Genomic DNA, 24,686 nt, shown 5'->3' with positions numbered 1-24,686 from the left:
CTGACGATCCGGCGGCGTCGAAGCCCGCCCCGGTCCGCTCAGGCTGACTGGCAGCCCGGGCACCAGTAGAGCTTCCGGGCGGCGTGCTCCGTCAGCGCCACGGCGGTGCCGCAGTCCCGGCAGTCCAGGCCGTGCCGGCGGTAGACGAAGTGCGCGTCCGCCGGGTCCGGCAGGGCACCTGTTTCACCCGTCCCGGCCTTCCCGGTTCCGGTCCAGTAGCGCGGCGGTGTGGTGATGATCCGGCCGTCGCGGACTCCGTCGGACATCATGGCCACAGTGTCGTCCCAGAGCAGCCCGGCGGATTCCGCCGGCAGGGCACTCCCGGGCAGCCAGGGGTCCAGGCGCTGCCGGAACAGCAGTTCGGCGCGGTAGACGTTACCGATGCCGGCAACCACCTTTTGGTCCATCAGTAGCGTCGCCACCGGGGTGCGTTTTTTCGCCAGGGCGGCGATGAACCCGTCCCGGTCGCCCGGAAGGTTCCGCAGCGGGTCAGGACCCAGCCGGGCCGCGACGGCGTCGGCCTCGGCCCGGGTCAGCGTCTCGCAGGTGGTGGCCCCGCGCAGGTCAGCCCAGCCGTGCCCGCCGGCCAGCCGCACCCGCACCGCGCCCACCGGCGCAGGCGGACCGGCATACACGGCGTCCGGACCGGCGTCGCCGCCGTAGATTTCGCGCTCCCCGATCTTCCGGGGCGCGCCGATGCTTGAGGCCCCGCGGAAGCCGGCGTCGCCGCCGAAGTCCCAGGCGCCGTAGAGCCCCAGGTGCACGTGCAGGACCAGTCCGTGCTCAAAGCCCAGGAACAGGTGCTTGCCGTGCGCCACGGATTCGGTGAGGATGTGCCCGTCCAGCAGCGCCGCGCCCTGGGCGAAACGTCCCTGCGGGCTGGTCACCGCCAGCCGTTCCCCCGCGAAAACGTCGGCGAACTGCCGGGCCAGCCGGTGGACCGAATGCCCCTCCGGCACTACTCGACGACCTCGCCGGTGGCCTCGTAGGTGGCGATCTTGCCGATCCGGCGGATGTGGCGCTCGTCGTTGCTGAACGGCTCGGTGAGGAAGGCCTCGATGATCGCCGTGGCCTCGTCCACGCTGTGCTGCCGGCCGCCGACGGCGACGACGTTGGCGTCGTTGTGCTCACGGGCCAGCTTGGCGGTGGAGAGGTTCCAGGCCAGGGCCGCCCGGACGCCCTTGACCTTGTTCGCAGCGATCTGCTCGCCGTTGCCCGAACCGCCCAGCACGATGCCGAGCGCGCGGGTGCCCGCTGCCTGGTCCGCCACGACGGCGCGGGCAGCGTTGATGCAGAAGGATGGGTAGTCATCCAGCGCGTCATAGACCTTGGGCCCGTGGTCCACGACGTCGTAGCCCTGGGCACGGAGGTGGCCCACCAGATGGGCGCTGAGCTCCATGCCGGCGTGGTCGGTGGCGATATGAACGCGCGGAAAATCCGGGGCAGTAGTCACGGGCGGATCCGTTCTCTGGGGCGCCGGTGGACGTCCGGCGCTGCTGGTCTGGGCTGCTACCAGCCTACTAGGGCTCTAGGACGCGGGTGCCCCGCCGTTGCGGCGTGCCCGGGCCGCGACGCGGGAGAGCACCTGCGCCACGTTGTCCGCCGTCGTCGCGCTGCCGCCGCTGACCGCCAGCCGGCGGCCGTCGGAACGGTCCACGACGACGGCGGGCCCGCTGCTGACCAGCATCGCCGTGGTGCCGCCGTGGCTCCGGTAGCCCCAGCCGCCGTAGTCCGCAGCCTTGACCTCTTTGGGGGTGGCCGACTCGATGGCCGCCGCGGGAACATCCACCACCCGCAGGAACCCGGCGGCGAACACCCGCAGCCCGCTCCGGTCAACCCGGATGCGGGCGAAGAGGAACACCGCCGCCAGCAGCGCGGCCGCCACGAGCAACGCCGCCAGCCACGGCACCGCGACGGTCAGCAAGGCCGCGGGAAACAGTGTGGCAATGCCGAGCATCACAAACACCGAGCTGCGGGCATGGACCCAAAGGCTCATGGAGTCCCGGGCCAGCTCGGGGTCCAGCTCACGTTCGAGCGCCTCCCGCACGGCGCGCTCGTCATCGGCGGACCACCGCTCGTCCGCCTTGAAAACGAAGCCCATCACGACTCCGAGGCCCAGCGCCGCGCCGCTGCCCATGGCCAGCACGGCAACGTCCACGCGGGATTCCCGGGCGTCGGCCAGGCCCAGCTGGCCCACCAGCACGGCGGCCAGGACGGTCGTGACGAACAGGCTCACGGTCAGCCCCGTGCCCATCATGAACCGGCGCATCAGCGCCGGTCGGGACAGCGGCGCCGCCTGCAGCAGGACGGCCCAGCCGACCAGGACGATCAGGCCCGCCCCGGCCCCCACCACGGCGCCGAACGGCGCGAAATCCACGGCACCGTCACCGGACCAGCGGACGGCCAGCGGCTCGGGCAGGTCGGCCCGGATCAGCAGCGCGCAAACAATGAACGCGGCCGCCAGCATCAGCGGGAACCCGACGGCGAAGCGCAGGGCCCTGGCGTCCACGGAATCCCGGATCTTTCCCATGGCTCCAACGCTACCCCTCCCGGGGGCACCCGGAGCGACTCGCTGTGACGGGCGCAACTTGCCAACCGACCGCGTTGTGAAAGAATAATTTCACAGTATCGTTTCCACCGTTCCCACCATTCTTGGAGGCACCACTTGCCCGGTATGAACCTCACGCGCGCCGAGGCCCGCGAGCGCGCCGAACTGATCGCCGTCGACTCCTATGACGTCAGCCTCGACCTGACCCGGAGCGAGAAGGTCTTCGGCTCCACCACCGCCGTGAAGTTCACGGCCAAGCCGGGGTCGTCCACCTTCATCGACGCCGTGACGCACACGGTGCACAGTGTCACGCTCAACGGCCGCGAATTGGACCCGGCAGAGGTCTCCGACGGCATCCGGATCCAGCTACCGGACCTGGCCGAAGAGAACGAGCTCCTGGTGGTCGCGGACGCGCCCTACATGAACACCGGCGAGGGCCTGCACCGCTTCGTGGACCCGGTGGACAACGAGGTCTACCTGTACACGCAGTTCGAGGTTCCCGATTCCCGGCGGATGTTCGCCGTCTTCGAGCAGCCCGACCTCAAGGCCAGCTTCAGCTTTACCGTCACTGCGCCCTCGCACTGGGACGTCGTCTCCAACTCCCCCACCCCGGTGCCGGTGGAGACCATTCCCGGCGAGGACGGGGGCGCCCGCTCGGTCTGGGAATTCACCCCGACCCCTCGGCTCTCCTCCTACGTCACCGCCCTGATCGCCGGTCCGTACCAGTCGGTCCGCAGCGAAGTGACGTCCGCCGACGGGAAAGTCACCCCGCTGGGCGTCTTTGCCCGTAAGTCCCTCATGCAGTACCTCGACGCGGACAACATCTTCAACCTCACCCGCCAGGGCTTTGAGTTCTTCGAGGCGCAGTTCGGCTGCCCGTACCCGTTCGAGAAGTACGACCAGCTCTTTGTGCCGGAGTTCAATGCCGGCGCCATGGAGAACGCCGGGGCCGTCACCATCCTGGAAGGGTACGTCTTCCGCAGCAAGGTCACGGACGCCCAGGTGGAGCGCCGCGCCATCACCGTGCTGCACGAGCTGGCCCACATGTGGTTCGGCGACCTGGTCACCATGCGCTGGTGGAACGACCTCTGGCTCAACGAGTCCTTCGCCGAGTACATGTCACACCTCGCCGCCGTCGAAAACACCGCGTTCGACCACGCCTGGACCACTTTCGCCTCGGTGGAGAAGTCCTGGGCCTACCGCCAGGACCAGCTGCCCACCACGCACCCGATCTTCGCCGAGATCAATGACCTGCAGGACGTCGAAGTGAACTTCGACGGCATCACCTACGCCAAGGGTGCCTCGGTGCTGCGGCAGCTGGTGGCCTGGGTGGGCCCGGAGGAGTTCATGGCCGGGGTGCGCGAGTACTTCCGGAAGCACTCCTGGCAGAACACCGAGCTCAGCGACCTGATGGTCGAGCTGGAAAAGGCCAGCGGCCGCGACCTGGACCACTGGGGGCAGCTCTGGCTGGAGACTGCCGGCGTGAACACGCTCAAGCCCGAACTGTCCGTCGGCGAGGACGGCACGATTTCGTCCTTCGCCATCCTGCAGTCCGCCACCGAGGCGCAGCCCACCATCCGCCCGCACCGGCTCGCGGTCGGCTTCTACAACCTCGACGGCGCCGGGAAGCTCGAGCGGGTGCACCGCGAAGAGCTCGATGTCGACGGCGAGCGCACCGAGGTTCCTGCCCTGGCCGGCCTGGCGCAGCCGGACCTGATCCTGCTCAACGACGACGACCTCGCCTACGCCAAGGTCCGGCTGGACCCGAAGTCCCTCGCCACCGCCACGGCACACCTGAAGGACTTCGGCCAGAGCCTCCCCCGCACCCTCGTCTGGGGTTCGGCCTGGGACGCGGCGCGCGACGGCGAAACCCCGGCCCGCGGCTACGTGGACCTTATCCTGGCCAACATCGCCGAGGAGTCCGACTCCTCCGTGATCCTGGTCCAGCTCCGCCAGCTCGCCACCACGCTGAACTTCTACGTCGCCGCCGAGCACAAGGAAGCCACCGCGACCGCCGCCGCGGACCGGCTCTGGGAGCTTGCATCCCGCGTCCCGGCCGGCTCCGACGCGCAGCTGCAGTTCGTGAAGTCCTACGCCCTGCTGGCCCGCAGCGCATCCCAGCTGGACACCGTCGCCGGGCTGCTGGACGGGTCGCGGGAACTGCCCGGGCTTGCCGTGGACCAGGACCTGCGCTGGGAGCTGATCGCCTCCCTCGTGGTCGGCGGCCGGGCCGGCCAGGAGCAGATCGACGCCGAGCTGGGGCACGACAACACCGCCACCGGCCAGAACGCGGCCGCCCTCGCCAAGGCAGCCATCCCGACCGCCGAGGCCAAGGCCGCGGCCTGGGAGTCCATTGTGGTCAAGGGCGAACTGTCCAACGCGCTGCAGGGTTCCGCGGTCGCCGGCTTCACCCGGGTGCTGGATACCGCCCTGCTGGAGCCGTACGCGGAGAAGTACTTCGCGGCCGTGCCGGGCATCGTCAAGGACCGCACGCACGCGCTGGCTCAGCAGATCGTCGTCGGCCTCTACCCGGCGCAGCTGACCACCCAGGAAACCGTGGACCGCACCGACGAGTTCCTCGCCGCGCTGCCGGAAGAGAGCGCGGCGCTGCGCCGGATGATGCTGGAAAACCGCGACGGCGTCGCCCGCGCCCTGCGCGCCCGCGCCGCGGACGTCTAAGCACGGCGGCGGGCTGACCCCCGCGGTTCAGGACCCCGGCCCCGCATGGCGGCGCCGGGGTCCTGGCATTTTCGCGTCGCTAGACTTGGCAGCATGAGCCTCGACGAGCACCACTATGCGCTGACCGTCCGGTGGACCGGGAACCTCGGTGAGGGGACGTCCTCGTACCGCGGCTACTCCCGCGACCACGACGTCGAGATCCCCGGGCTTCCGGTGCTCAAGGGCTCGGCGGACCCGACCTTTCACGGCGACCGGGAGCGGTACAACCCCGAGCAGTTGCTGCTGGCCGCCCTCTCACAGTGCCACATGCTGTCCTTCCTGCATGTCGCCGTCAAGCATGGGGTGGTGGTGACCGGCTACGAGGACCGCGCCGAGGGCGTCATGCGGACCAACCGGGACGGCAGCGGCCAGTTCGAATCGGTCACCCTACGGCCCAGGGTCACGACGGCGGCTCGGGTGGCCGACGAACTGCTGGCGGAGCTCCACCACGGGGCGAACGCCGTGTGCTTCATTGCCAGGAGCGTCAACTTCCCGGTCCGGCACGAGGCCTCGGCAGCCGTGGACCCGGGTGTGGCTGCTCAGGCGGACTGAAACTCCGCCTGAAACTCCTGCAACAGCCGGCGCTCGGCTGCGGGGCTCAGGCCGGCCTTGCGGTCCCGGCCGACTCCGCGGCGGCGTTCATCGGCCAGTGTGTCGCGCAGCGTCTCGGTCCACGGCCGCAAGGTCATCCCCGCGGCCCGCGCCGCGGCGTTGCTGCGGGCCGCGAAGCCGTCATGGCCGGGCGGGAGCCAGAGCGGCAGCGAGTCCGGTCCTGCCCAGTAGTTCGCCCCGCGTGCGGCCAGCCAACCGGGCGGAGCGGGATACACCTCGGCGCCTCCCCCGGCGAGCCGCCTCGATTCTTCAAGGTACGCGGCAAACGGCACCGGCTCGCCGACGGCGTTCAGCGCCCCCGTGACGCCAGCGGCCGCCGCGGCGAGCACCCAGGCGGCCAGGTCCCGGACGTCGATCACCTGCGTGGAGTCGGCGGGAATGTCCGGGGCCAGCACCGGGCCGGCGTCCCGGGCGAAGCGGGCGGGCCAGTAGCCGTAGCGGTCCGAGCCGTCCCCGGGTCCCCCGATCAGCCCGGCACGGCACAGGTGCGCCTTGCCCGCGGCGTGTCCCGCCGTCAAGCGTTCAACCGCCGACTTCGCCTCGCCGTAGGTTTCCGGGGTCGCCTCGGCGCCGGGTGCCAGCGGGGCGAGCACGGCGGCGTCCTCGGCCGCACCCGGGACGGAATGGTCCGCGTAGACCGAGCAGCTGGAAACAATGGTCCAGTGCCGCGCGCTTGCAGCCAGGGCTTCGAGGGCCTCCAGCGCGTACCGGGGGTCCCGGGCTACCTCGACGACGGCGTCCCACTCCCCGGCGTGGACGGCCCCGTCGTAAGCGGGCGGTCCCTGCGCGCGGTCCGCCTGGAGCCAGGTGGCGCCCTCGGGCGGGGCGGACTGTGTGCCGCGGGCCAGGCACATAACCTCGTGGCCGGCGGCCACGGCCTGCCGGGCGATTTCTGCAGAGAGGAAGGCGGAACCGCCGAGGACCAGGATGCGCATGGTGCCACGCTACGGGGCTAATGTTGAAGCTGAACAGAGTCTTATGCGCCCGGCGAACTCGGGCGCGCGAAGGAGCACACCCCGCTGATGTACCGCCTGACCTCCGCCGAGACCATCACGCCGCCGGACATTTCGGCCGTCAACCTGCCGGGCGTCCTGATCAGCATCGGCGTCGGCGTTGCCACCTGGCTGGTGGCATCCTTTGTGATCGCCGGGATCACCAAACGCGTCGCCGCGGGCACCACATTCTTCAAGAAGCCGCACTTCCGCTGGGTGGCACCGGCGCTGCGTGCGCTGGACCACCAGCGGCGCGAGCAACGCGCCAACACCATCGGCTCGCTGCTCAACAGCGTGGTGAGTGTACTCGTCGTCGTCATCACGGTGATCTACGTCCTGCAGAACCTCAACGTGAACATCGCCCCGCTGCTGACCAGCGTCGGCATCCTGGGTGTGGCGATCGGCTTTGGCGCCCAGCAGCTGATCCGCGACTTCCTGGCCGGCATCTTCATCACGATCGAGGACCAGTACGGGATCGGCGACGTCATCGAAACCTCCGAGGTGGTGGGGACGGTGGAATCCATGGGGCTGCGCATCACCCGGGTCCGGGCCGAGGACGGCACCGTCTGGTACCTGCGCAACGGCGAGATCCTGCGGGTGGGCAACCGCTCCCAGGGCAGCTATGTCTCACCCGACAGCCAGCCGGCGGACGACGCCGGAGCCGCACCCCAGCAACAGGCCGGAGAATAAAATGACGATCCCCAGCGCCGGCGAACCCCGCCAGCCGAAGATGCTGATGCAGAACGATCCGTTCAGCCAGCCCGGTTATACGGACAACTTCTATGACGCCGTGGGCGGCCACGAGACCTTTGTGAAGCTGATCGATGTGTTTTACGACGGCGTCGCCACGGATCCGCTGCTGCGCCCGATGTATCCGGAAGAAGACCTCGGCCCAGCCAAGCGCCGCTTCCTGATGTTCCTGGAGCAGTACTGGGGCGGTCCCACCACCTACGGCGAGGAACGCGGCCACCCGCGGCTGCGGATGCGGCACCAGCCGTTCCGGGTCACGCCGGAAGCCAAGGACGCCTGGCTGCACCACATGCGCACGGCCGTGGACGCTCTGGAACTGCCGCCGCTGTACGAGGGCACTCTGTGGGACTACATGGAACGCGCCGCGCTCTCCATGGTCAACAGCCCCTCCGGGGCCTAGCCCTGGCATGGAAAGACCCCGGAGGCACTTGGGGGAATGTCTCCGGGGTCTTTCTGCCTCAATAATACCCGGCAGGGTATCCCTCGGCAAGCGTTCCGCGCGCCGCGTGCCGCCATCCGCTCAGTTTGGTTCAGTAGGGTGAGGCCATGCTGATAATCCGTGAGGAACGTAACGAAGACCGGCCCGCGCTGGCAGCGGCGAGGGCGGCGTGGGCCGGCGAGCAGGACGCCGGGTTGGACGAGGATCCGGACTTCGAGGCGGTCTACAGCGGCTGGATGGATGCCAACCCTCGGAAGTTCTTTGTTGCAGAACAGGACGGCGAGCTCGTCGGGATGCTCAACCTGCTGGTCTTTGAGCGGATGCCGAAGCCCGGGAAACCGTCCTCCTGCTGGGTCTACCTGGGCAACGTCTACGTGGTGCCGGCGCGCCGGAACGCCGGCATCGGAGCGCAGTTGGTGCAGAGGGCGATTGAATTCTCGCAGGGCATCAAGGCCGTGCGGATGGTCCTCTCGCCCTCGCCCGCTTCGCGCTCCTTCTACGCGAGGCTGGGGTTCCGGCCCGCCGCGGAGCTGAACATCCTCCGGTTCTGACTGAGCAGGTTGTCCGCCGTCCGGCGTGCGTCGGGACCGGGCGGTCTTAGAGTCCCGAGCCGGCGCGGACCAGGACGTGTCCGCGGGCGCTGCTGAGCCGGTACCACCGGCCCGCGCGGAAGAGGCTCTGTTCGCCGTCGGCCAGGAAACCGAGGGTCAGCGCGGCGAACGCGGCCCCGGCGGGTAGTCCCCCGGCGTCGGGCAGCGGCCGGCCCCAGACGGTGGCCCGCGCGTTGTTGACGATTAGGGCGCCCGGCTTGTCCGGGATGATGGTGGCGATCTCGGTGATCCCGGCTTCCGCCGCCTGCCGCAGAGCCGCATCCGGCAGGGCACCCAGCGGTTCCCAGCCCGTGCGGGGGGCGCCGACGCCGGCCCACGATTCGGTGACGGTCATCGGTGGTACCGGCAGTTCGACGTCGTCGGCCCCTGCGCGTGCCAGCCGGTCCAGCACGGCAGCGAGCGGGACGGTCACGTCGAGTTCGGCCGGCCGAGCCAGGGCCACGGTCCGCAGCCCCAGGATGGTGGGGGTCGACTCCCCCAGCAGGCGCGGCCGGAGCACGCAGACGTAGGCGGCCAGGACCAGCCCCGACGCGGTCAGCCGGATGGCGCCGTCGTCGACCGCCCGGGCCCGGGTGGCGAAGGTGCGCAGGTCGTCGAGGTCGCGGGGATCGGTGAACTGCAGGGGCTGGGTGAGGACGTCAGACACAATCTCGACTCTACCGGCTGTGCCTCTTTTGAGCGGTGCCGGGGTCCCGTCTAGAGTCAAACCATGACTGAAGCCGAAGCCGGATTGCAGGCGCTGCCCACCGAGGACCCCACCTCCTCGCTCATCCAACTCCTGAACCTCGGCGAGCTGGAGGGCGCCCGGACGGACGAGGACATCTTTATGGGCCCGTCCCAGAAACAGCCGCGGCAGCGTGTGTTTGGCGGCCAGGTCCTGGCGCAGTCCCTAGTGGCCGGGAGCCGGACGGTCCCGGACGGCCGCGGCGTGCACTCCATGCACGGCTACTTCCTCCGGCCGGGCGATGCCAACAAGCCCATCACCTTCGGCGTCCAGCGGCTGCGCGACGGCCGGTCGTTCTCCGCGCGGCGGGTCCACGCGTACCAGGAAGGCATGCCCATCCTGTCGATGATCGCCTCCTTCCAGGACGCGGACGAGGGCATCGAGCACCAGACCGAGATGCCGGCGGGAATCCCGGACCCGGAATCGCTGCCGAGCACGGCCGACCTGCTGGGCAAGTACGACCACCCGGTGGCGCGGCACTGGGCCTATGAGCGGCCCTTCGACATCCGCCACGTGGATCCGGCCCTGTATGTGTCCGCGAAGGGTCCCAAGGAGGCCCGGAACGCCGTGTGGATGCGCACCTTCGGGCCGATGCCCGATGATCCGGAGATGCACCGCGCTGCGCTGGCCTACGCGAGCGACTACACCCTGCTGGAGTCGGTGCTGCGGCGGCACGGGATGAGCTGGATTACCCCGGGCATGTCCGTCGCGAGCCTGGACCACGCCATGTGGTGGCACCGGCCGGTCCGGGTGGACGAGTGGCTGCTCTACGTCCAGGAGTCCCCCAGCGCCCAGGGCGCCCGCGGCCTGGCCACCGGCAAGATCTTCAGCCGCGACGGCCGGCACGTGGCCACGGTGGCCCAGGAAGGCATGATCCGTGTGCCGACGGACTTCAAGAACAAGGTCAAGGGCGCCGTGCAGACCAAGGTGCTGGAGCACCAGATGCGCAAGGCCGACCGCGCCTGAGCGGCACCCACAAAGAAGGCCGGCTCCCCAGCGTGAACTGGGGAGCCGGCCTTCTTTGATGGGCGGTCGCGGGCCCGGCGGGACCTAGTCGCGGGTGAGGCGGCGGTGGGTCACGCGGTGCGGCTTGGCCGCGTCGGGGCCGAGGCGCTCGATCTTGTTCTCCTCGTAGGATTCGAAGTTGCCCTCGAACCAGTACCACTTGGAGGGGTTCTCCTCATCGCCTTCGTAGGCGAGGATGTGGGTGGCCACCCGGTCCAGGAACCAGCGGTCGTGCGAGACCACGACGGCGCAGCCCGGGAACTCGAGCAGGGCGTTTTCCAGGCTGCTGAGGGTTTCGACGTCGAGGTCGTTGGTCGGTTCGTCGAGGAGCAACAGGTTTCCGCCCTGCTTCAGGGTCAGCGCCAGGTTCAGGCGGTTGCGCTCACCGCCGGACAGCACCCCGGCCTTCTTCTGCTGGTCCGGTCCCTTGAAGCCGAACGCGGCGACGTAGGCGCGGGACGGCATTTCGACCTGGCCGACCTGGATGAAATCGAGCCCGTCGGAGACGACCTCCCACAGGGTCTTGTTCGGGTCGATGCCGCCGCGGCTCTGGTCCGCGTAGGAGATCTTGACCGAGTCGCCGATCTTCAGCTCGCCGCCGTCGAGGGGCTCAAGCCCGACGATGGTTTTGAACAGCGTGGTTTTGCCCACGCCGTTGGGGCCGATGACGCCGACGATGCCGTTGCGCGGCAGGGTGAAGGTCAGTCCGTCGATCAGGGTGCGGTCCTCGAAGCCCTTCTGCAGGTTCTTGGCTTCCAGGACGAGGCCGCCCAGGCGCGGCCCCGGCGGAATCTGGATTTCTTCGAAGTCGAGCTTTCGGGTGCGGTCCGCTTCGGCGGCCATTTCCTCGTAGCGGGCGAGGCGGGCCTTGGACTTGGTCTGGCGGCCCTTGGCGTTGGAGCGGACCCACTCGAGTTCCTCAGCCAGGCGCTTGGCCTGCTTGGCGTCCTTCTTGCCCTGGATCTCCAGGCGGGCGCGCTTCTTTTCGAGGTACGTGGAGTAGTTGCCCTCGTACGGGTACAGGTGGCCGCGGTCCACTTCGGCGATCCATTCGGCCACGTGGTCGAGGAAGTACCGGTCGTGGGTGACGGCAAGGACGGCGCCGGGGTAGCTGGAGAGGTGCTGCTCGAGCCAGAGCACGCTCTCGGCGTCGAGGTGGTTGGTGGGCTCGTCAAGGAGCAGCAGGTCCGGCTTCTGGAGCAGGAGCTTGCAGAGCGCGACGCGGCGGCGCTCACCACCGGAGAGCAGCGTGACGTCGGCGTCGGCCGGCGGGCAGCGCAGGGCGTCCATCGCCTGCTCGAGCTGGGAGTCGAGGTCCCAGGCGTCGGCGGCGTCGATGGCTTCCTGGAGCTGGCCCATCTCCTCGAGGAGGGCGTCGTAGTCAGCGTCGGGGCTGGCCATTTCCTCGGAGATCTCGTTGAAACGCTGGATCTTGCCGTAGATCTCGCCGACGCCTTCCTGGACGTTGCCCAGAACGGTCTTCTCCTCGTTCAGCGGCGGCTCCTGCAGCAGGATGCCGACGGTGTAGCCGGGGCTCAGCCGGGCTTCGCCGTTGGAGGGGGTGTCCAGGCCGGCCATGATCTTCAGAATGGTGGACTTACCGGCACCATTCGGGCCAACAACACCAATCTTGGCCCCCGGGAAGAAGGACATGCTCACGTCGTCGAGGATAAGTTTTTCGCCAACGGCCTTACGGGCCTTGGTCATTGTGTAGATAAATTCCGCCATGCCTACAAATCTAGTGGCTAGACCGGGATAACTCACATTCCCGGTACTGCACGCCGGAGCCCTGCACCCGGCGCGCAGTACCGACGCCACGGGCCGATGAGCGCGGCTCAGGCGGCGGCTTCCTTCAGCTCGCCGGTCTCCTCGTCGAACTCCGGCTCGTCATCCTGGCCGTGGTCCGCGGCGTTGTCCCGGTCCGAATCCGGCCCGTGGTCGACGTCGTCCGGCGCGCCGGGCATGACCTCCCCGCGGTTGGCGGCCGGCGTTTCCTGGCCCGGCACCGGGCCGTTGCCGGCGTTCCGGGTGAAGTTTGCGGAGCCCCACATCAGATCATGGCCGACGGACTCGGCGTCGATTTCCGCCACGTGGTAGATACGGCCGTCCTTTTCCCAGCTGCGCATCTTGAGCCGGCCCACGACGATGACCCGCTGGCCCTTCTTGATGCTGCAGCCCATGTTTCCGGCCAACTGGCGGTAGCCCTGGACCGTGAACCAGTTGGTGTTGCCGTCCACCCAGGCGTTGGCCGAGCGGTCGAAGCGCCGGCCGGTGGAGCCGAGCCGAAAGTTGGCCGTGGCGACGCCGCCCGGCGTCGTCGACGTCTTGATCTCCGTGGCCACGAAGCCGCGGACCGTGATGCTGTCATTCATTGCGCTGTCCTGTCTCGAAGAGTCTTGCTGGCCCTTCCAGCTTTACGCCGCGGGCGGGTCAGCGGCAGGGCGCTCCTGCGCTATGTGGACAAACCCGGCACGCAGGAATCTCCGGGCCCCCTGACAGGCGGCACCCACCGGGCACTGTAAACTTCTTGAGGCGTCCCCCGGCAGCAGCCGGACGGCGCGCCACACGCGCCCCAGTAGCTCAGGGGATAGAGCAGCGGCCTTCTAATCCGCCGGTCGGGGGTTCGATTCCCTCCTGGGGCACAAAAGTGCGGCTCTGGCCGCGGATCATCCGCCGGCCAGGGCCGCCTCCCTCCCCCACTTCACGCCACGGGACATCAGCCGGTCAGATCCACTTGTTGTGCCTGAACGTCAGATAGAGCCCCAGCCCCATGACCAGCATCAGACCCAGGGCCATGGGATAGCCGAAGACCCAATCGAGCTCAGGGATCAGTCGGAAGTTCATCCCGTAGATGGACGCGATCAGCGTCGGGGCGAAGAGGATGGCGGCCCAGGATGAGATCCGCTTCGTCTGTTCGTTCTGGGCGATGCTCGATTCCGTTAGGAGCCGCATTTCGTCGTTCTGCCGCTGAGCCACGAGCGCGGCGTTGACCGCGAGCGCGTTCTGCAACAGCGCACGGAACGCCGTGATCCGTTCGCTCAGGCGCAGCACGTGGTCCAGGACGTCCCGGAAGTGGTCCTGCAGTTCCGGTCCGGGCAGCCGGTTGGGGCTGCCCGCCCTGAGCGCCTGGAGTATGCCCGTCAGCGGCGCCGTGGCGCGCTGGAACATGATCACCTGCCGAGAGAGCTCGTAGATCCGGCGGGACACGCCGGGATCGGCGGCGAAGAGCTCGTCCTCGATCTCGTCGACGTCGTTCTCCAGGCCGGCGGCCACCGGCTCGTACTCATCGACCACCTGGTCCAGGATGGCGTACAGCACGGCGTCCGGGCCGAGGGCCAGGAACTCGGGCTCCGCCTCCATCCGCCGGCGGACCCGGGCCAGGTCCGGTGATTCGGCATGGCGGACGGTGACGACAAAATCGGGGCCGGTGAAGACGTGGATCTCCCCGAATTCGACCTTCTCCACCTCATCCAGGTACCGGGCCGGGCGCAGCACCAGGAACAGGGTGTCGCCGTAGTGCTCCAGCTTGGCGCGTTGGTGGCCCGCGAGCGCATCCTCCACCGCCAAATGGTTCAGATCGAATTCCTCGGCCACCGAGCGGAGCTCCGGGGCGTCAGGGCGGTAGAGCCCGATCCAGGCCATCCCCTGGCGTTGCCGCAGCAGGAAGTAGGTCTCGTCCAGGTCATCCGGGTCTGCCGTCCGGACCCCGTTCACGTAGACAGCGTTGTCGACGATTGTCACGGCTGCACCTTCCTTGGCCGAGGCGCCCGCTCGGGGCGGCCCTTTGGCGCTGACGCTATACCGCAGCCCACGCGCTGCCAAGAGCACCCTGCAGCGCATCAGGTCGTTAGTACCCTTAGTGTTGGACTGACACAAGCGGGATACTGGGAATGCCCGCCAGCCCCGCCCGCAACCGAAAGGTACGGCCGCCATGACCCAGACACCCCGCGGATTCGGTCCCCAGGATCCGAACAACGCCCCGAGCACGCCGAACCCTGCGACGGCTGCTACCCCGTCCGGTTCCCGCGAGGAGCGCTATCGGGACGGCGGGCCGGATAGTGGCGCCAGCCGCGCGAACGGCGCTTCGGCCGATGCCGTGGTCGTTTCCCGCCCTGAAGCTCCCCCCGCCTCAGCGTCCGGCCCGACGGCGCCCGCCCCGGAACCCCATCAGGTCACTCGCGCGGGCATGGTCTGGGCAGCCGTCGCCAGCGCACTCGTTGTTTTGATCCTGCTCATCGTTTTCATTTTGCAAAACCAGGTCTACGTCCAGGTGAAGTTCTTTGGCCTCGAAGGCTCGGTACCGCTCGGGATTGCCCTCTTTATCGCCGCGGTCGGCGGCGGAGTGCTGGTCGCCATCGCCGGAGCGGCGCGCATCATCCAGTTGCGGCGAGCTGCGCATCGCCAGCGCGTCCGGGCCGGCCAGTTCCCCAAGACGCGCTGACGACGCCGAGGCAATACAACTAGGGCAGCGTCAGGATCACCGGACCGTCAGCGGTGATAGCGACCGTGTGCTCGCTGTGCGCTGCCCGGCGTCCGTTGGCCGAACGCAGGGTCCACTCGTCCTCGTCGTGGTAGTAGTCGCCCTTGCCGCCGAGGATCAGCATGGGTTCGATCGCGATGACGAGCCCTTCGGTCAGTTTGATGCCCCGGCCGGGACGGCCGTCATTGGGAACCGGCGGCTCCGCGTGCATGGTCCGGCCGATGCCGTGGCCGCCGTGGTCGGCCAGCAGACCGTAGCCGGCCCGGCGGGCCGCGCCGCCGATCGCGTAGGCCAGGTCGCCCATCTTGTTTCCGATCCGCGCCGCCTCGATGCCGCGGGCCAGCGCCTCTTCGGTGGCTGCGATGAGCGCCTGGTCCTCCGGGTCCGCCGTGCCCACGATGAAGCTGATGGCCGCGTCGCCGCACCAGCCCTCGAGGAAGGCGCCGCAGTCCACGCTGAGCAGGTCGCCGTCGGCCAGCCGGTAGTCGTTGGGGATGCCGTGCACCACGGCGTCGTTGACGGACGTGCAGATCACGCCGGGGAACGGCACCGACGCCCAGCGCGGGCGGTAGTTCAGGAACGCGGGGGTGGCCCCTGCCCCGGCGATCGTCTCCGCAGCCAGCTCGTCCAGTTCCTTCAGGGACACGCCGACGGCGGCCGCCTCCCGGACGCGTTCCAGCGTGGTGGCCACAACCCGGCCGGCTTCGCGCATCAGGGCAATCTCGGCGGGGCTCTTGATCATCGACATGCCCTAACTCTAGGGCCGGCGGGTGCGTGGCTAAAGTGGCCCCATGGCTGAACTGATCTCCACCATCCGGTCCCGGCTGCAGGCGGCGGCCGATCCTGTCCGGGCGGCAGGGGCCCAGGCGTACATGAAGTCCGAGATGCCGTCGCTGGGGTGCGCGTCCCGGAGGTCCGGCGGATCGTTAAGGACGCTGCCAAGGAGCTGCCTCCCGGGTCCCTCGGGGCGCTGCAGTCGGCGGTCCTGGCGCTGTGGCGGGGCGCGCGCTGGCGGGAGGAGCGCTACGCGGCCATCGATCTGACCGGCCTTCGGCTGGCCGCCGGCGAGCTCGGCATGCTGCCGCTGTACGAGGAGATCATCCGGACCGGCGCCTGGTGGGATCTGGTGGACGGGGTCTCCCACCGGCTCTGCGAACTGCTGCAGACCCACCGGGAGGACATGTCACCGGTGCTGCTGCGCTGGAGCACGGAACCCGACGTCTGGATCCGGCGGGCCGCCATCACCGCGCAGCTGGGGGCGAAGGCGGCCACCGACCGGACCCTGCTGGCCGGTGTCATCGAGGCCAACTTGGCCGATTCCGAGTTCTTCATCCGGAAGGCGATCGGCTGGGCGCTGCGCGATTTTTCCGCCACCGACCCGGAGTGGGTGCAGGCCTTTGTGCGGCAGCACTGGGATCAGCTCAGCCCGTTGTCGCGGAAGGAAGCGCTGCGGAACCTGCGTGCGGGGCCTAGATGACCGGCCGGGTGGTGACCGGCTCCGCCGGCTTGCTGAAGAGCTGTTTGGTCTTCGGGTCCAGGAAGATCAGGTACAGCGCAAAGAGGAGGGCGATGATGGCCGCGGCATTGCGGGCCAGCGCGAGGGCCAGGCCCAGGTCCTCGGTCTGCAGGTAGGGGAAGACTTCCAGCTGGTCCGAAATGGCGTAGACCATGAAGAAGGACACGATGAAGTACACGGCCTTGACCTGCCAGTCGTCGCGGATGCCGGTGACCGCAAACAGCGGGATGAGCCAGACGACGTACCAGGACTGGATCATCGGTGCCAGGACGACGACGGCGGCAAAGGCCAGGGTCAGGCGGCGCATCAGGCGGTCGAAGTCGCCCCGGAAGATCTGCCAGGCGACGATGCCCAGCGCAAGCAGCTTCCCGGCGTCGTACACCCACTTCGCCATCCCCCAGCCGTCCAGGCTGAAGGCGTTGAAGATCGAGGCGACAATGAGCCCGAGCAGCCCGACCGGCGCGTACCAGATCCAGATGCTGCCCGGGGCGGACAGGCCGTTGATCCAGCCAAAGCCGAACCCGTTGACCAGGCTCATTCCGTACAGCAGCGCCAGGCTGATGCCTGCGGTGAGCGCCCAGAAGACGAATTTGCGCGGCCAGCCGGCGTTCTTGCCCGCCCACAACAGGCCGATGAACGGCAGGAACACGATCGTGATGGGCTTGACCGAGATGGAGAGCGTGACCAGGACCAGGCCAAAGAGCACCCGCTTGGTGGCGCAGTAGTAGAGGCCGGCGAGGGCGAGGCCGATCATCAGGGCGTCGTTGTGCACGCTGGCAATGAAGTTGGTCAGGAACAGCGGGTTGGCGGCGGTCAGCCAGAGGGCGCGGTGCGGGTTGACGCCGTGCAGCTCGGCCAGTTTCGGCACGTAGATCACGCAGAGCACAATGCCGGCCAGGGCCGCGAGCCGGAACAGCATGATGCTGGCCTCGGGGTGGACGTTCGTGGACCAGACCACGAGCTGCTCGATCCAGAGGAATAGCTGCCCGTACGGCACTGGCGCCTCGGTCCACATCTTGTCAGCGCCCAGCTGGAAGTAGTTGGACAGCGCCGAGATGCCGTTCTCGTAGGGGTTGAAGCCCTCCACCATCAGGCGGCCCTGCCCGATGTACGCGTAGACATCGCGGCTGAAGAGCGGGACGGAGAACATCATCGGCAGCCCCCAGGCCGCCACCGCCAGCAGCGTCGCCTTGCGCGCGCCGGCGCCCCAGTGCCGCACGCGCTGCCCCAGCCGGAGCCAGGCACGTACCAGCAGCATTCCGCCGACGGCCAGCAGCACAATGCTCAGTCCGACGCCGACGGCCTCGGTGCGCATCCAGATGAACAGGGGCAGCCGGCGCAGTTCGGAGACCGGGGCGAGCCAGCCGACGCCGAGCGAACCAACCGCCATGAACAGGGAGCCGAGGAATCCGGAGATGATCGGCGAGCTGGCGTAGTCCACATCCGCATCCCCTGCTTTCGGGGTGGTGCGGGAAGTACCGGCAGCCGTTTCCCCCGCCGCAGGTACAGGCGCCGTCATCTCAGGATCGTCCAATCTGTTGTGGGGCTGGTTTGGCCCGCCTTCGGCCCGAAAGGCAGTCAGGGGGCGTGCCGCGATGACGAAAATCTTCGAAGGCCGCGTTCCCAAAATCCTAGCACCGGACCGCTCTGGGGCGCCGGAACGGTAGGCTGGGCGGGTGCCTATATCTAATGAACGCATCGTGTGGATCGACTGCGAAATGACCGGCCTGGACACCAAGAACGACGCCCTGATCGAGGTGGCCGCCCTGGTGACGGACTCGGAGCTCAACATCCTTGGTGACGGCGTCGACGTCGTGATCAAACCCGACGACGCCGCGCTGGCCCAAATGAACGACTTCGTGCGCGACATGCACACCCGTTCCGGGCTGCTGGCCGAACTCCCCCACGGCAAGACGATGGCCGAAGCGCAGGCCGTTGTGCTGGAGTACATCAAGAAGTGGGTGCCGGACCCGAAGAAGGCCCCGCTGGGCGGCAACTCGGTGGGCACCGACCGGGTGTTCCTGGTCCGCGACATGCCGGAACTGGTGGAACACCTGCACTACCGCGTGATCGACGTCAGCACCATCAAGGAGCTGTCCCGGCGTTGGTATGCCCGGGCGTACTTCCAGTCCCCTGCCAAGCTCGGCGGCCACCGGGCCCTGGGCGACATCAAGGATTCCATCGACGAGCTCCGCTATTACCGGGAGGCGGTCTTTGTGCCGGCCCCGGGTCCCGACAGCGCCACGGCGCAGCGGATCGCGAAGTCCGTCATGGCGGCCGCCGCGTCGGCCGCGGAATCGCCAGCCGAAGAGTCAGTGGAAGCACAGGCGGCAGCACCCGCGGAGTAATCTGCACCACGTTTGGGGAAAATTTCCGCGAATTCGGGAAAATTGGCAAAAACACCCCCAAGGAGCAGGTAAGCTATTTGTCGTTGCCTTTCCAGAGCGCCGGTTCGCCGGTAGTCACGGCGGGGAACATGGTGGGCGTAGCTCAGTTGGCAGAGCGCCTGGTTGTGGTCCAGGAGGTCGCGGGTTCAACCCCCGTCGCTCACCCTCACCAAGGACGGCAGAATTGTCCGACCTTGCCAAAGGCCGCACCGGTTATCCGGTGCGGCCTTTGTTGTCTGTCTGACCGTCCACGGAAGGAACCTCATGAAGCGCCAGCTCTTTGAAGAAGACCACGAGATGTTCCGTGGGATGGCAGCGGAGTTCAACACCCGGGCGGTAGCCCCGCACTACGCCCAGTGGGACCAGGAGCACATGATGCCCCGCTCACTGTGGACCGCGGCCGGCGAGCAGGGCCTGCTCGGCCTCGCCGTGCCCGAGGAGTTCGGCGGCATGGGCATGGCGGACTACCGGTTCCGCGCCGTGCTGGACGAGGAATTTGCCCGGAGCAACCACCTCGCCGTCGGCCTCGCGTTCCACCTGCACGATGATCTGGTCCTCCCCCACCTGCTGGCGTACGGTTCCGACGACCTCAAGAGCCGCTGGCTTTCCGGGATGGTTTCCGGTGAAACGGTCACGTCCGTCGCCTGGACCGAGCCGGGAGCGGGGTCTGACCTGCGCGGCATCCGCACCAAGGCCGTGCGCGACGGCGACGACTGGCTGATCACCGGCCAGAAAACGTTCATCGGCAACGGTATTTCCGGCGACGCCTCCCTGGTCCTTGCCCGCACCGACGGCGGCACCGGGCGCGGCGGCCGCGACTCCTTCTCCCTCTTTATGGTGCGCAAGGGCGAGGGCTACACCACGGGCAACCAGCTGGACAAAATGGGCCTGAAGGCATCGGACACCGCGGAACTGTTCTTCGACAACGTCCGCGTCCCGCACGCGGACCTCGTCGGCGAGCCGGGCAAGGGCCTGGAGTACGCGGCCGGTCAGCTCCCCCAGGGACGGCTCGCGATCGCCGTGGCGAGCTCCGCCGTCGTCCGGGCCGTCTACGAGGCGACCGTCAACTACACGAAGGACCGCAACGCCTTCGGTGAGCGGATCATCGATTTCCAGAACACCCGCTTCGAGCTCGCCGACATCCTCACCGAGGTTGAGGTCACCGAATCCTACGTTGATCGGGCCATCCAGGCCTTCAATGTCGGGGAGCTCGACGCCGGCTCCGCAGCCCGCGCGAAATTGTGGGCCTCCGAGCGGGCCAAGTCCGTCACGGACCGGTGCCTGCAGCTGCACGGCGGCTACGGCTACATCCTCGAGTACCCGGTGGCGCAGGCCTTCCTGGCGGCCCGGCTGCTGACCATCTTCGGCGGCACTAACGAAATCATGCGCGACGTCGTCGGCCGCACCATCGCGGACTGACCTTCCCGCCGCCAGCAACCCCGAGCACTAAAGGAACTTTTCCGACATGACAGTCCTACCCATCACGATCTGGGGCGAACCCGTGCTGCACCGCCGGGCCGCCGAGGTTGAGGTCTTCGACGACGAACTGCGCACCCTGATCGCGGACATGTTCGAGACCAACGACGCCGCCAACGGCGTGGGCCTCGCCGCGCCCCAGGTCGGGGTGGGTAAGCGGCTGTTCGTGTACAAGTACGAGAACGACGACGGCGCCCCGCCGTCCGGCGTCGTCGTCAACCCCGTGCTGACCCTCTCCAAGGTCTCCGGCGCGCTGCCGGACCCGGACGAGGAAGAGGAAGGCTGCCTGTCTTTCCCGGGCGGGCAGTACCCGCTCAAACGTGCCGAATGGGCACGGGTGCAGGGCTTCGACGGCGACGGCAAGCCGGTCGAGTTCGAGGCGACAGGCTGGTTCGCCCGGGTGATCCAGCACGAATACGACCACCTCGACGGCAAGCTGTACGTCAACCGGCTGATCGACCGGTACTCCCGCAAGGCAATGAAGCAGGCCAAGAAGAACGGCTGGGGCGTCCCCGGGTTGACCTGGATGCCGGGCGTGGACCCGGATCCGTTCGGCCACTAGGTTCCCCGGCGCCCGGCGGGCATTTTCCTTCGCTCACGCTTCGCCGGGCTTCAGAAGCTGGGCGGCGTGGTCCGGGACGTAGCGGTACAGCTCGCGCGGTGGGCGGGTGTAATTGACGGCGCGCGGCCGTTCCGGCAGGGTCACCGGCTCCGAACGGACTTCGGTGTAGTCGATGCTGGCGAGCAGGTGGGCGATCATGTTGATCCGGGCCCTCCGCTTGTCTTCGGCCTCGACCACAAACCAGGGCGATTCCGCCGTGTCCGTCTGCATGAACATGTCGTCCTTGGCCCGGGAGTAGTCCTCCCAGCGCAGGATCGCTTCCCGGTCCATCGGCGAAAGCTTCCATTGCCGCAGCGGATCCTGCAGCCGGGACCTGAATCGCCGTTCCTGCTCTTCGTGGCTGATCGAGAACCAGTACTTGAACAGAAGGATGCCGTCCTGGATCAGGAGGCGCTCAAACACGGGGCACTGGGCCATAAAGCGCTTGTGTTCCGCGGGGGTGCAGAAGCCCATCACGCGCTCGACGCCGGCTCGGTTATACCAGGAGCGGTCCATCAGCACGATTTCCCCGGCCGCAGGGAGTTGCTCCACGTAGCGCTGGAAGTACCATTCCCCGCGTTGCCGGTCAGTCGGGGCCGGCAACGCCACAATCCGAACCACCCGGGGGTTCAGGTACTCCGTAACCCTCTTAATTGCACTGCCCTTGCCGGCGGCGTCGCGGCCTTCAAAGAGCACCAGCACCCGCGCACCGGTGCTGCGGACCCATTCCTGCAGCGCCACCAGCTCCGCCTGGAGCCGGGCCAGCTCGGCCTCATACACCCCGAGCGGCAGCCGGCCCGGCGCCTCCGGCGAGTCGTTGGCCCCGGACCGGCGGGCCAGGTCCTTCCCCGCGGCCGCTTTCCCGGCGGCCGCCTTGCCGCCGGCGGCTTTGCCGGCGTCTCCCTTGCGATGTGCCATGGCTCCCGCTCCACTCGTGGCCGCGGACATCAGGCCGCGGGTCCTGCCGCGCCCATTCTTGCCCAGCCCCGTGCTCCGGGCTAGGGCCATGGGCCCGGGATCCGGCCGCGTCTCCTATGCTTGGCCTCATGGAAGCATCCCCATCGGCGCAGGTGTTGCCCATCCTCACGGTTACCGTGAATCCGGCCCTGGACATCAGCACCACCACCGAGCTGGTCACCAGCGGCCACAAACTCCGGTGCGGCCCCAGCCGGCTGGATCCGGGCGGCGGCGGCATCAACGTGGCGCGCGTCGTGCAGCGGCTCGGCGGACGCCCTCTGGCCGTCTACACCGCCGGCGGCCCCACGGGCGAGGCGTACCGGCGGCTGATCGAGGCTGAACGCCTGCCCACCCTGGTTGTTCCGATCCAGGGCAGCACCCGCCAGGATTTTACGGTCGACGAGGCCTCCACCGGCAAGCAGTTCCGTTTTGTCCTTCAGGGACCGGAATTGAGTGAGTCCGAGTGGCGCCTGTGCCTAACGCTGGTGGCGGACTCCATCCAGCCCGGCGGCTTCGTGGTGGCCAGCGGAAGCCTTCCGCCCGGGGTGCCGGACGACTTTTACGCGGAGGTGGCCCGGCTGTCCCGGGAACAGAATGCCCGCTGCGTGGTGGATGCCTCCGGGCCGGCCCTGGCCGCCGCACTCTCCGAAGGGGTCTTCCTGATCAAGCCCAGCCGCCGGGAACTCGGGCTGCATTTCGGCACCACCCTGGACAGCGAGCAGAGCGAGCTTGATGCCGCCATGGCCCTGGTGAACGACGGATCCACCGAGCACGTCGCCCTGACCCTCGGCGGCCGGGGCGCAGTTCTCGCGTCCCGGGACGGCACCCTCCGGCTGGCCGTTCCCCAGGTGGAGGTGCGCAGCACCGTCGGCGCCGGCGACAGCTTCCTGGCGGCCTTTGTCCTCCGGCTGGCCCAGGGACGCAGCCTGGCGGAGGCGTTCCGCTCGGCCGTCGCCGCCGGCAGCGCCACCGTCACGACGCGGGCCACCGAACTGTGCCACCGGGCCGACGTCGAACGGCTGGAAGCGGAACTCGCGGCCCAGGACTTCGGGGCGTAGCTGGTCTACCTGACCCAGTGGCGGCCGCGGCTGATCGTCGACGCCGACGGTTTTGAGGGGGTCAACGGCCTTCGCCGGCACCGGATCCCGTTCGCCGCGGTGGATGACATTGAGGTCCGCCACACGGTGGCGCTGACGGCCGGCGGGAAGAAGTACGTCAGCTGGGTGCTGGTCCTCGGGCTCATCCTCGCCGGCCGGTGCCTGGCCAAAGTGCTCCTCTGACGGGCCAACGGACCGGACCCGGGTTGGTGCGCCAGAACCATGCCTAACGGCTAGGGCAGCACTTTGTAGAGGTCGACGACCGTCTCTTCCGGCGGCGACGCGAAGCCGCCCTGGATGCCGGCCTGCATCTTCGGCATCAGAATGCCGTCGCGGAACTTCTCCCAGCTCTCCTTCGAATCGTGGACCGCCATGATGGTCCACCCACCGGCGGACGCGCCTCCGGCGTGAAAAATCTGTCCCTCCGGCAAGCGCCCTTCGCCGGGATGGACCGCCGCGATGGACGCCTCGTATTGTTCCTTGGTTCCGCCCGGGAAAAAGTGCACAACTCCGTAAGCCATTTCTGCTCCTCGAATGGTGGGCCGCACCTGACCATCCCAGTCGTAGACCCGGCGGCGTCGCCTGTCAATGCTCGCGGAGATCGGGCCGGCACCCCTCAGCGCGGCACCACGGCCGGCTGCCCCGGGCAGGCATCAAGGACCCGCTTCATGGCGTCCTTTTCGGCCGCAGTCACCCACAGGCCGTAGGCGGCCTTGACCGAGATCTGCCGGGCGACGTAGTGGCAGCGGAACGCCTTGTTCGGCGGCAGCCAGCTGGCCGCGTCGGACGCGCCCTTGTCCTGGTTGGCCTGGCCGTCCGCGGCGATCAGGTTCAGCGGATCATTGGCCAGGTGCTGGCGCTGCACGGCCGTCAGCTGCTGGGCGCCCTTCTGCCAGGCGTCCCCCAGCGCCACAACGTGGTCGATCTGCACCGCCTTGCTGGACTCGGCCCCCCGCCGGAATTCGATGCTCCGGCCGGTGTAGGGCTCCCGGAACGAACCGGCGCCGATCCGGCAGCGCGAACCCTCGGTGAAGCTGGCCCCGGCCAGGTCGCGGCGGAGAATGTCGTTGCGGGTGTCGCAGCCGTTGCGGTCGACGTCGAGCCAGGCCTGGCCGAAGGCGCTGCGCTCATAATTGTTCCCGGGCGCCCGTCCCTTCACCGGCAGCGTTGCCAGCACCTCGACGGCGCTGCCGCCCGGCACCGGCCGCACCGGGGGGACAGGCTTCATCCAGCCCGGCGCGAGGACGGGAGCCTCGGTGGGGCCGTCCGCCTGCGGCTCCCCCAGGGCAAACTGGCCGGCGGTGAAGAACCAGCCGAGGGCGGCGAGCAGGGTTAGTCCCGCGGCGGCCAGCAGGGCCCACGCCTGGCGGGATCGGCGTCGGGCACGCCGGAAATCGGTCCAGGTCGAGGTCACGGAAGGGCCCTGGCGGGCCGGGAGCGCTGCATCACCACAGCGTAGGACGGAGCACCGACGCCGGACCGGTTGTCCACAGTGTGGAGGACCGGTCCGGCGCCGGGCAGGTTAGCGCTCAGGGGTCATTGTTCCCTGGTGACCCGGCGGAGGTCCTCCTCGGCGAGGGTCAGCAGATCCTCCAGCTGGCGGACGCGTGCGTCGTCGACCTCGCCGGCCTCGCGCTTGGCACGGGCGTCGTCGAGGAGGCGCTTGGCTTCCTTGGCGTTCCGCCGCGCCACATCGAGGGCATGTTCGAGGGTGGTTTCGTGTTCCAGAGCCGGGTTCTGTTCCATGGCTCCATTGTGGTTCCCTTTCCCGGC

At 68.6% G+C, this 24,686-nt stretch carries 26 protein-coding genes, 2 tRNA genes and 2 pseudogenes; 16 read left to right on the top strand and 14 right to left on the bottom strand.

The window, feature by feature from the left end; all coding sequences use genetic code 11:
* Positions 1 to 38: 38 nt before the first annotated feature.
* The 3 genes from E7Y32_RS12220 to E7Y32_RS12210 all read right to left on the bottom strand — a co-directional run bounded on the left by E7Y32_RS12220 (position 39) and on the right by E7Y32_RS12210 (position 2,530).
* Entirely contained in the window at positions 39 to 959 is a 921-nt protein-coding gene (locus E7Y32_RS12220; RefSeq protein WP_146337345.1) for an Fpg/Nei family DNA glycosylase, read from the bottom strand.
* Positions 959 to 1,453: a ribose-5-phosphate isomerase gene (locus tag E7Y32_RS12215; protein WP_146337344.1), complete on the bottom strand. Its 495-nt coding sequence runs from the start codon at positions 1,451 to 1,453 to the stop codon at positions 959 to 961. Before E7Y32_RS12215 ends, E7Y32_RS12220 begins: the two co-directional genes overlap by 1 nt.
* 75 nt (positions 1,454 to 1,528) lie before the next feature.
* Entirely contained in the window at positions 1,529 to 2,530 is a 1,002-nt protein-coding gene (locus E7Y32_RS12210; RefSeq protein ID WP_146337343.1) for a hypothetical protein, read from the bottom strand.
* A 144-nt stretch (positions 2,531 to 2,674) separates the two neighbouring features.
* Here E7Y32_RS12210 and pepN point away from each other — a divergent pair, with 144 nt between their 5' ends.
* Both pepN and E7Y32_RS12200 read left to right on the top strand, forming a co-directional pair.
* Entirely contained in the window at positions 2,675 to 5,227 is a 2,553-nt protein-coding gene (pepN, locus tag E7Y32_RS12205; protein ID WP_146337342.1) for an aminopeptidase N, read from the top strand.
* A gap of 93 nt (positions 5,228 to 5,320) precedes the next feature.
* Positions 5,321 to 5,818 carry an OsmC family protein gene (locus E7Y32_RS12200; protein WP_146337341.1) on the top strand — a complete coding sequence of 166 codons (498 nt, stop codon included), beginning with the start codon at positions 5,321 to 5,323 and terminating at the stop codon, positions 5,816 to 5,818.
* Here the strand turns inward: E7Y32_RS12200 and E7Y32_RS12195 are convergent.
* On the bottom strand, positions 5,806 to 6,813 hold the full coding sequence (locus E7Y32_RS12195; RefSeq protein ID WP_146337340.1) for an NAD-dependent epimerase/dehydratase family protein: 1,008 nt from the start codon (positions 6,811 to 6,813) through the stop codon (positions 5,806 to 5,808). The two genes, E7Y32_RS12200 and E7Y32_RS12195, sit on opposite strands and share 13 nt — an antisense overlap.
* A gap of 87 nt (positions 6,814 to 6,900) precedes the next feature.
* On the opposite strand from E7Y32_RS12195, the gene E7Y32_RS12190 reads away from it, so the two are divergent.
* From E7Y32_RS12190 to E7Y32_RS12180, 3 genes are all read left to right on the top strand, one after another.
* Positions 6,901 to 7,560, top strand: a complete 660-nt coding sequence (locus E7Y32_RS12190; protein WP_146337339.1) for a mechanosensitive ion channel family protein — start codon at positions 6,901 to 6,903, stop codon at positions 7,558 to 7,560.
* 1 nt (position 7,561) lies between these two features.
* Positions 7,562 to 8,020: a globin gene (locus tag E7Y32_RS12185; RefSeq protein ID WP_146337338.1), complete on the top strand. Its 459-nt coding sequence runs from the start codon at positions 7,562 to 7,564 to the stop codon at positions 8,018 to 8,020.
* 146 nt (positions 8,021 to 8,166) lie between these two features.
* The gene (locus tag E7Y32_RS12180) at positions 8,167 to 8,610 is read left to right on the top strand and encodes a GNAT family N-acetyltransferase (RefSeq protein WP_146337337.1); all 444 of its coding nucleotides are present in this window, start codon (positions 8,167 to 8,169) and stop codon (positions 8,608 to 8,610) included.
* A gap of 46 nt (positions 8,611 to 8,656) precedes the next feature.
* Here E7Y32_RS12180 and E7Y32_RS12175 read toward each other — a convergent pair whose 3' ends face one another.
* Positions 8,657 to 9,316, bottom strand: coding sequence for a hypothetical protein (locus E7Y32_RS12175; RefSeq protein WP_146337336.1), 660 nt, complete (start codon positions 9,314 to 9,316; stop codon positions 8,657 to 8,659).
* A gap of 63 nt (positions 9,317 to 9,379) precedes the next feature.
* On the opposite strand from E7Y32_RS12175, the gene E7Y32_RS12170 reads away from it, so the two are divergent.
* Entirely contained in the window at positions 9,380 to 10,360 is a 981-nt protein-coding gene (locus E7Y32_RS12170; RefSeq protein WP_146337335.1) for an acyl-CoA thioesterase II, read from the top strand.
* An 84-nt stretch (positions 10,361 to 10,444) separates the two neighbouring features.
* Here the strand turns inward: E7Y32_RS12170 and ettA are convergent, their stop codons facing one another.
* Both ettA and E7Y32_RS12160 read right to left on the bottom strand, forming a co-directional pair.
* A complete protein-coding gene (ettA, locus tag E7Y32_RS12165; RefSeq protein WP_146337334.1) occupies positions 10,445 to 12,127 on the bottom strand; it encodes an energy-dependent translational throttle protein EttA in 1,683 nt (560 codons plus the stop codon).
* A gap of 107 nt (positions 12,128 to 12,234) precedes the next feature.
* A complete protein-coding gene (locus tag E7Y32_RS12160; protein WP_146337333.1) occupies positions 12,235 to 12,771 on the bottom strand; it encodes a single-stranded DNA-binding protein in 537 nt (178 codons plus the stop codon).
* A 197-nt stretch (positions 12,772 to 12,968) separates the two neighbouring features.
* On the opposite strand from E7Y32_RS12160, the gene E7Y32_RS12155 reads away from it, so the two are divergent.
* A tRNA-Arg gene (locus E7Y32_RS12155) sits at positions 12,969 to 13,041 on the top strand.
* A gap of 82 nt (positions 13,042 to 13,123) precedes the next feature.
* Here the strand turns inward: E7Y32_RS12155 and E7Y32_RS12150 are convergent.
* Positions 13,124 to 14,140 (bottom strand): magnesium and cobalt transport protein CorA, encoded by a 1,017-nt coding sequence (locus tag E7Y32_RS12150; protein ID WP_146337332.1) that lies wholly within the window; start codon positions 14,138 to 14,140, stop codon positions 13,124 to 13,126.
* Positions 14,141 to 14,330: 190 nt separating this feature from the next.
* Here E7Y32_RS12150 and E7Y32_RS12145 point away from each other — a divergent pair, with 190 nt between their 5' ends.
* Entirely contained in the window at positions 14,331 to 14,840 is a 510-nt protein-coding gene (locus E7Y32_RS12145) for a lipopolysaccharide assembly LapA domain-containing protein (protein WP_146337331.1), read from the top strand.
* Positions 14,841 to 14,859: 19 nt separating this feature from the next.
* On the opposite strand, the gene map is transcribed toward E7Y32_RS12145, so the two are convergent.
* Positions 14,860 to 15,627 carry a type I methionyl aminopeptidase gene (gene map / locus E7Y32_RS12140; RefSeq protein WP_146337330.1) on the bottom strand — a complete coding sequence of 256 codons (768 nt, stop codon included), beginning with the start codon at positions 15,625 to 15,627 and terminating at the stop codon, positions 14,860 to 14,862.
* A gap of 43 nt (positions 15,628 to 15,670) precedes the next feature.
* Here map and E7Y32_RS12135 point away from each other — a divergent pair.
* Positions 15,671 to 16,356 (top strand): annotated as a pseudogene (locus E7Y32_RS12135) (DNA alkylation repair protein).
* Here the strand turns inward: E7Y32_RS12135 and mptB are convergent.
* Positions 16,349 to 17,914, bottom strand: a complete 1,566-nt coding sequence (mptB, locus tag E7Y32_RS12130) for a polyprenol phosphomannose-dependent alpha 1,6 mannosyltransferase MptB (protein WP_186466984.1) — start codon at positions 17,912 to 17,914, stop codon at positions 16,349 to 16,351. The pseudogene E7Y32_RS12135 and the gene mptB overlap by 8 nt on opposite strands.
* Positions 17,915 to 18,113: 199 nt before the next feature.
* Between mptB and orn the strand changes: the two genes are divergently transcribed.
* The 4 genes from orn to def all read left to right on the top strand — a co-directional run bounded on the left by orn (position 18,114) and on the right by def (position 20,820).
* Positions 18,114 to 18,743 carry an oligoribonuclease gene (orn, locus tag E7Y32_RS12125; protein ID WP_261382628.1) on the top strand — a complete coding sequence of 210 codons (630 nt, stop codon included), beginning with the start codon at positions 18,114 to 18,116 and terminating at the stop codon, positions 18,741 to 18,743.
* A gap of 131 nt (positions 18,744 to 18,874) precedes the next feature.
* Positions 18,875 to 18,947: transfer RNA gene (locus E7Y32_RS12120), tRNA-His, on the top strand.
* Positions 18,948 to 19,046: 99 nt separating this feature from the next.
* Positions 19,047 to 20,201 carry an acyl-CoA dehydrogenase family protein gene (locus E7Y32_RS12115; protein ID WP_146337327.1) on the top strand — a complete coding sequence of 385 codons (1,155 nt, stop codon included), beginning with the start codon at positions 19,047 to 19,049 and terminating at the stop codon, positions 20,199 to 20,201.
* Positions 20,202 to 20,247: 46 nt separating this feature from the next.
* Positions 20,248 to 20,820, top strand: coding sequence for a peptide deformylase (gene def / locus E7Y32_RS12110; protein ID WP_146337326.1), 573 nt, complete (start codon positions 20,248 to 20,250; stop codon positions 20,818 to 20,820).
* Positions 20,821 to 20,853: 33 nt separating this feature from the next.
* On the opposite strand, the gene ppk2 is transcribed toward def, so the two are convergent.
* A complete protein-coding gene (gene ppk2, locus E7Y32_RS12105) occupies positions 20,854 to 21,777 on the bottom strand; it encodes a polyphosphate kinase 2 (protein WP_395940422.1) in 924 nt (307 codons plus the stop codon).
* A 128-nt stretch (positions 21,778 to 21,905) separates the two neighbouring features.
* On the opposite strand from ppk2, the gene E7Y32_RS12100 reads away from it, so the two are divergent.
* The 3 genes and pseudogenes from E7Y32_RS12100 to E7Y32_RS16455 all read left to right on the top strand — a co-directional run bounded on the left by E7Y32_RS12100 (position 21,906) and on the right by E7Y32_RS16455 (position 23,096).
* Positions 21,906 to 22,874 (top strand): 1-phosphofructokinase family hexose kinase, encoded by a 969-nt coding sequence (locus tag E7Y32_RS12100; RefSeq protein WP_222433445.1) that lies wholly within the window; start codon positions 21,906 to 21,908, stop codon positions 22,872 to 22,874.
* Positions 22,875 to 22,949, top strand: a pseudogene (locus E7Y32_RS16555) (hypothetical protein); the annotation flags it as partial.
* Positions 22,950 to 22,973: 24 nt separating this feature from the next.
* Positions 22,974 to 23,096 carry a hypothetical protein gene (locus E7Y32_RS16455; RefSeq protein WP_261382430.1) on the top strand — a complete coding sequence of 41 codons (123 nt, stop codon included), beginning with the start codon at positions 22,974 to 22,976 and terminating at the stop codon, positions 23,094 to 23,096.
* A gap of 50 nt (positions 23,097 to 23,146) precedes the next feature.
* On the opposite strand, the gene E7Y32_RS12090 is transcribed toward E7Y32_RS16455, so the two are convergent.
* The 3 genes from E7Y32_RS12090 to E7Y32_RS12080 form a co-directional block, all read right to left on the bottom strand.
* A complete protein-coding gene (locus E7Y32_RS12090; protein ID WP_146337324.1) occupies positions 23,147 to 23,434 on the bottom strand; it encodes a hypothetical protein in 288 nt (95 codons plus the stop codon).
* Positions 23,435 to 23,529: 95 nt separating this feature from the next.
* Positions 23,530 to 24,327 carry an HNH endonuclease family protein gene (locus E7Y32_RS12085; RefSeq protein WP_146337323.1) on the bottom strand — a complete coding sequence of 266 codons (798 nt, stop codon included), beginning with the start codon at positions 24,325 to 24,327 and terminating at the stop codon, positions 23,530 to 23,532.
* A 122-nt stretch (positions 24,328 to 24,449) separates the two neighbouring features.
* The gene (locus tag E7Y32_RS12080) at positions 24,450 to 24,659 is read right to left on the bottom strand and encodes a hypothetical protein (protein WP_146337322.1); all 210 of its coding nucleotides are present in this window, start codon (positions 24,657 to 24,659) and stop codon (positions 24,450 to 24,452) included.
* Positions 24,660 to 24,686 lie beyond the last annotated feature (27 nt).

The sequence above is a fragment of the Arthrobacter sp. UKPF54-2 genome (genome assembly GCF_007858535.1).
In the GTDB taxonomy this organism is placed as follows: domain Bacteria; phylum Actinomycetota; class Actinomycetes; order Actinomycetales; family Micrococcaceae; genus Arthrobacter.
Note: the sequence above shows the minus strand (reverse complement) of the source record. Positions and strands in the feature narration are given on the sequence as shown.

What these genes read in the sequence shown, in the direction of transcription:
- E7Y32_RS12210 (WP_146337343.1), bottom strand. Translation starts at nt 2,530, where the DNA reads ATGGGAAAGATCCGGGATTCCGTGGACGCCAGGGCCCTGCGCTTCGCC.
- pepN (WP_146337342.1), top strand. Translation starts at nt 2,675, where the DNA reads ATGAACCTCACGCGCGCCGAGGCCCGCGAGCGCGCCGAACTGATCGCC.
- E7Y32_RS12200 (WP_146337341.1), top strand. Translation starts at nt 5,321, where the DNA reads ATGAGCCTCGACGAGCACCACTATGCGCTGACCGTCCGGTGGACCGGG.
- E7Y32_RS12195 (WP_146337340.1), bottom strand. Translation starts at nt 6,813, where the DNA reads ATGCGCATCCTGGTCCTCGGCGGTTCCGCCTTCCTCTCTGCAGAAATC.
- E7Y32_RS12190 (WP_146337339.1), top strand. Translation starts at nt 6,901, where the DNA reads ATGTACCGCCTGACCTCCGCCGAGACCATCACGCCGCCGGACATTTCG.
- E7Y32_RS12185 (WP_146337338.1), top strand. Translation starts at nt 7,562, where the DNA reads ATGACGATCCCCAGCGCCGGCGAACCCCGCCAGCCGAAGATGCTGATG.
- E7Y32_RS12180 (WP_146337337.1), top strand. Translation starts at nt 8,167, where the DNA reads ATGCTGATAATCCGTGAGGAACGTAACGAAGACCGGCCCGCGCTGGCA.
- E7Y32_RS12170 (WP_146337335.1), top strand. Translation starts at nt 9,380, where the DNA reads ATGACTGAAGCCGAAGCCGGATTGCAGGCGCTGCCCACCGAGGACCCC.
- ettA (WP_146337334.1), bottom strand. Translation starts at nt 12,127, where the DNA reads ATGGCGGAATTTATCTACACAATGACCAAGGCCCGTAAGGCCGTTGGC.
- E7Y32_RS12160 (WP_146337333.1), bottom strand. Translation starts at nt 12,771, where the DNA reads ATGAATGACAGCATCACGGTCCGCGGCTTCGTGGCCACGGAGATCAAG.
- E7Y32_RS12145 (WP_146337331.1), top strand. Translation starts at nt 14,331, where the DNA reads ATGACCCAGACACCCCGCGGATTCGGTCCCCAGGATCCGAACAACGCC.
- map (WP_146337330.1), bottom strand. Translation starts at nt 15,627, where the DNA reads ATGTCGATGATCAAGAGCCCCGCCGAGATTGCCCTGATGCGCGAAGCC.
- mptB (WP_186466984.1), bottom strand. Translation starts at nt 17,914, where the DNA reads ATGACGGCGCCTGTACCTGCGGCGGGGGAAACGGCTGCCGGTACTTCC.
- orn (WP_261382628.1), top strand. Translation starts at nt 18,114, where the DNA reads ATGACCGGCCTGGACACCAAGAACGACGCCCTGATCGAGGTGGCCGCC.
- E7Y32_RS12115 (WP_146337327.1), top strand. Translation starts at nt 19,047, where the DNA reads ATGAAGCGCCAGCTCTTTGAAGAAGACCACGAGATGTTCCGTGGGATG.
- def (WP_146337326.1), top strand. Translation starts at nt 20,248, where the DNA reads ATGACAGTCCTACCCATCACGATCTGGGGCGAACCCGTGCTGCACCGC.
- ppk2 (WP_395940422.1), bottom strand. Translation starts at nt 21,777, where the DNA reads ATGGCACATCGCAAGGGAGACGCCGGCAAAGCCGCCGGCGGCAAGGCG.
- E7Y32_RS12100 (WP_222433445.1), top strand. Translation starts at nt 21,906, where the DNA reads ATGGAAGCATCCCCATCGGCGCAGGTGTTGCCCATCCTCACGGTTACC.
- E7Y32_RS12090 (WP_146337324.1), bottom strand. Translation starts at nt 23,434, where the DNA reads ATGGCTTACGGAGTTGTGCACTTTTTCCCGGGCGGAACCAAGGAACAA.
- E7Y32_RS12080 (WP_146337322.1), bottom strand. Translation starts at nt 24,659, where the DNA reads ATGGAACAGAACCCGGCTCTGGAACACGAAACCACCCTCGAACATGCC.